Raw genomic sequence first — 3,918 nt, 5'->3', positions numbered from 1 at the left:
GCGCCGCCGCATCGGCCGGGGGCTCGGCCAGGACCGGACGGGCGAAGGGAAAAGCCAGCGAGGCCGCCATCACGGCGGTGAGAACATATCGTTTCATGGAGCCCTTCATGATTTCAGCCGCTATCCGGGGCGAGCGCTCTTGCGTCGCGACCATGCCCCGAATTGGACGCTTCGACAAGCCGAACCTTTGCCGCCGGATCGTCACGGCAGCATCAGGACCGGCGTTCCGACATGCACCCGGCCATAGAGGTCGATGACGTCCTCGTTGCGCATCCGGATGCAGCCGTGCGACACGGCGCCGCCGATGGTCGCGCGCATGCGCCGTGTCGAGCCGTGAATGGCGATGTCCGAGCGGTCGAGCGTGATCGCCCGCGCGCCCATCGGATTGTTCGGCGCGCCGCCGCGCACGCGGGCGGGCAGGGAAGGCTCCTCCACCCGCACGTCCGAGGGCGGAACCCAGTCCGGCCGCACGAATTTGCCGTTGACGCTGGCCGTTCCCGACCATTCCGCGCCGCGCTTCGGAACCCCGACCGGATAGACGATGGCCTTGCCGCCGCCGAGGATGAAATAGAGCCGGCGCCGGCTGGCGTCGATCACGATCGTCCCCGGCGCGGCCGAGGTCTCGTAATGCGTCGATTCTCTGGCCGGGGCGGCGCGGGGCGTGACGAGGGTCGTCGCCGCCAGCACGATCGCGACCAACACGCAACGCCAGTCCAAGCCGCTCCTCCCGCTTTTCCCGCCAGGGCCGCAGCGTCGCATGTTCCGCGCCAGCTGTCATCGCCCTGGGCCTTCACCCGTTCCGCCGCTTGCGCAAAGCCGCGCGCGGCCCCAGATTGCAAGAAAACAGAAGTTCGACCGGGGAGCGCCATGTTCGGACGCGCATTTTTCGTCACTGCCGCGGCCATGGCCTGGCTGGTCGCCGGCGCCCCGGGGGCCTTGGCCGTCGAGCCCGCGCTCAATGGCGTCAAGGATATCGTGCTCCATACCGAGGACGGCCAGTCAATCGTGATCGGCACCGTGACCTTCACGCCCGAGGGCGACGGGGCGCGCTTCAACATCGTGTTCGACGATTCCAAATTCGCGCAATATTTTCTCTCCATGCGCGAGTTCAAATGCGTGGAAGGGCCGGAAATCCTCTGCCATACGCCCTATCCCTATCGCAATCCGGGGATGGTGACGGCGCGCGATTCATCCTGGCTGGAGCACGCCTTGCTGTTCTTCTACAAGCGTCCGGCCGATTACGGGGCAAAAATGGCCCATGGCCTGATCTATACTTTGACCATGACGCAGGACGGCTTCATTGGGAGGCCGCAGTCGATCGATCTCGAAGAGATCGCCGCGCCGCCCGACGATCTGACGGTCGCCTTTTTCACCGGCGATCATCGCTATCACATTCCTGCGGGCGCGCGCTGGTTCGATAGTCTGACCATCGAGCCGCATCGTTGACTCTCCGCAAGGCGCCTTCCCGCGAGGACGCCTATAGTTCCCGCAAATCCACAGGGAGGCGGCGCGGCCGGTTCCAATATGCGCACGATCGACGAAACGACACCCTCCATGCCGGAGATCAATCCGCGCAAGGTCTGCTTCATCGCGGCCAAGGCGCGCGAATTGCTGAGCGAGGACGAAGGCGCCCGGCCCGACGCCTCCAACGCCACGGACGACGATGAGCGCAGCATCCTCACCGACGCGGCCTATGGTCCGATCCATGCCGAACTGGAGCAATTCGTCGAGGATCTCGACGTGGACGAGGCGACGGCTCTGGTCGCCTTGATGTGGATCGGCCGGGGCGATTTCGAGCCGAAGGATTGGGAGGAGGCGGTGGCGCAGGCGCGCGAGCGCAGCCAGACCCCGACGGCGCATTATCTGCTCGGCGAGCCATTGCTGCCCGATTATCTCGAAGACGCTTTGGCCGCCTTCGGCCATTCCTGCCGCGATTTCGATCTCGGCCCGGACGCCGACGTTTGAGCGTTGCGCGGGCGCGCCGGCCGTGCGACGTTCCGCGCATGGACAAGCTGAAGACCCGCCCGGCGTCCCGGGCGCCCCTCGCTCTCGTTGCGGCGCTGACCCTGGCGCTTGGCGCCTGCGCCGCGACGCAGCCTACCGGACCAAGCGTCGCGGCCCTTGCCGGGCCGCGAGTCAGCGACCGGCAATTCGTCCGCGACGATTCCGCCTGCCGCGCTCGGGCGCAGGGCGCGACCAACCAGGCGGCGGCCGCCCAGACGTCCGCCAGCCTGCAAGGTCAATATGATTCGGTCTATTCGGACTGCATGCTGACGCGCGGCTATGAAGTGTCCGAAGGCGCGCCGCGCTTCGCGCCCGACCCCGGCGTCCGCCTCTATGGACCCGGCCCCTATGCCGATGGCCCCATGACCTATTACGGCTGGGGCTTCAGCGCCGGCTTCTAGCTCGTTTCATTGTTTTCATGAAAACAATGAAACGAGCTAGATCTTTGTTTTGACGCGTTTTCTTCACGCGAACCGGCATCCACTTCGCTCGAAAACGCTATGCACTCGCTCAAATGCCGTCGCCGTCGCGCAGGGCCTCCTCGCGCTCGGCGGCGCGCTTGGCCGCCGCCCGCCGCGAGGCGTTGCGGCGATAATCCGTGTAAAGCCCGCGCGCGAGTGGGCGCAACGCGGCGTCGGCGAGGCCGAGCAGCACGCCCGTGACCGGGCTCGCGCCCAGCACGACGGCGCCCGAGCCGACGCACAACCCGCTGAACAGGGCCGGCGCGAGCTTCGCCTGGACGAGCTGCCGGACACGCGGCCACACCGGCTCCTGCGGCGGGGCCGGCGCCGGCTTGTCCTCTTCCGCCGCCGCCCTCGGGTCGATCAGGCCGAAAGCCACCGTTTCATTGGTGATGCGGTCGATCAGGATGAAGCCGCCGAGATCGCGATTGTCGCGATAATCGGCGAGGATCATCGGCCGGTCGAACCGCAGGGTGGCGAGGCCGATCTCGTTCAGGCCGAGCGAATGGGCCTCGGTCGGCTCGAAGGTGTGGATGTCGACCAGATGGTGGATTTTCGCGATCGAGGCATTGGCCGTGCGCGCGCCCAGCTTGACGATATAGGACGCGCCCGGATGCATGTTGGTTTCCGCCGTCCACAACAGGCGGGCGTGGCTTTCGGAGGCGACCGTCGGCTGGCTCACGGCGCCGGTGAGAACGTCGCCGCGCGAGGCGTCGATTTCATCGGCGAGGGTGAGCGTGACCGACTGGCCCGCGACCGCGACGTCGAGATCGCCGTCCATGGTCACGATGCGCTCGACCCGGCTGGTCTTGCCGGAGGGCAAGGAGGCGATCGCGTCGCCGACCCTGACGGAGCCGCTCGCCACCCAGCCCGAGAAGCCGCGGAAATCGAGATTCGGGCGATTGACCCATTGCACCGGGAAGCGGAACGCCGCCTCGCTCAATTCGGCGCCGGCGGTCTCGACATTTTCGAGATAGCGCAGCAAGGGCGCGCCCTGGAACCAGGGCGTGCGCTCCGACAGCGAGGCGATATTGTCGCCGTTCAGCGCCGAGATCGGCAGCGGCGTCACCGAGCGGAAATTCAGATCGCGCGCCATGTCGCGATAGGCCGCGACGATCTCGTTGAAACGGGCCTCGCTGTAATCGACCAGGTCCATCTTGTTGATCGCCAGCGCCACGTCGCGCACGCCGAGCATCGAGACGATGAAGGAATGGCGCCGGGTCTGCGGCAGGATGCCCTTGCGCGCGTCGATCAGGATGATGGCGAGATCGGCGGTCGAGGCGCCGGTCGCCATATTGCGGGTATATTGCTCGTGGCCGGGGGTGTCGGCGACGATGAAGCTGCGCTTGTCGGTCTTGAAATAGCGATAGGCGACGTCGATGGTGATGCCCTGTTCGCGCTCGGCGGCGAGGCCGTCGACCAGCAAAGCGAAATCGAGCGCGCCGCCCTGCGT

General features: G+C 66.7%; 5 protein-coding genes. 3 read left to right on the top strand and 2 right to left on the bottom strand.

What is annotated here, in order from left to right:
* Positions 1-201: 201 nt before the first annotated feature.
* Positions 202-717, bottom strand: coding sequence for a L,D-transpeptidase (locus tag ACE3S9_RS16230; RefSeq protein WP_374547519.1), 516 nt, complete (start codon positions 715-717; stop codon positions 202-204).
* Positions 718-867: 150 nt separating this feature from the next.
* Between ACE3S9_RS16230 and ACE3S9_RS16225 the strand changes: the two genes are divergently transcribed.
* From ACE3S9_RS16225 to ACE3S9_RS16215, 3 genes are all read left to right on the top strand, one after another.
* Entirely contained in the window at positions 868-1,446 is a 579-nt protein-coding gene (locus ACE3S9_RS16225) for a hypothetical protein (RefSeq protein WP_374547518.1), read from the top strand.
* 78 nt (positions 1,447-1,524) lie between these two features.
* A complete protein-coding gene (locus ACE3S9_RS16220; protein ID WP_374547517.1) occupies positions 1,525-1,965 on the top strand; it encodes a DUF3775 domain-containing protein in 441 nt (146 codons plus the stop codon).
* Between the two features lie 38 nt (positions 1,966-2,003).
* On the top strand, positions 2,004-2,405 hold the full coding sequence (locus tag ACE3S9_RS16215) for a hypothetical protein (RefSeq protein ID WP_374547516.1): 402 nt from the start codon (positions 2,004-2,006) through the stop codon (positions 2,403-2,405).
* A gap of 109 nt (positions 2,406-2,514) precedes the next feature.
* On the opposite strand, the gene ACE3S9_RS16210 is transcribed toward ACE3S9_RS16215, so the two are convergent.
* Positions 2,515-3,918: sulfate adenylyltransferase subunit 1 (locus tag ACE3S9_RS16210; protein WP_374547515.1), on the bottom strand; the 1,404-nt coding region annotated here is incomplete at its 5' end.

Origin of the sequence: Rhodoblastus sp. (genome assembly GCF_041915505.1) — a bacterium.
Lineage (GTDB): Bacteria > Pseudomonadota > Alphaproteobacteria > Rhizobiales > Beijerinckiaceae > Rhodoblastus.
This window is presented reverse-complemented; position numbering and strand designations above follow the sequence as displayed.

Coding starts and splice junctions, on each gene's coding strand:
- ACE3S9_RS16225 (WP_374547518.1), top strand. CDS start 868: ATGTTCGGACGCGCATTTTTCGTCACTGCCGCGGCCATGGCCTGGCTG.
- ACE3S9_RS16220 (WP_374547517.1), top strand. CDS start 1,525: ATGCGCACGATCGACGAAACGACACCCTCCATGCCGGAGATCAATCCG.
- ACE3S9_RS16215 (WP_374547516.1), top strand. CDS start 2,004: ATGGACAAGCTGAAGACCCGCCCGGCGTCCCGGGCGCCCCTCGCTCTC.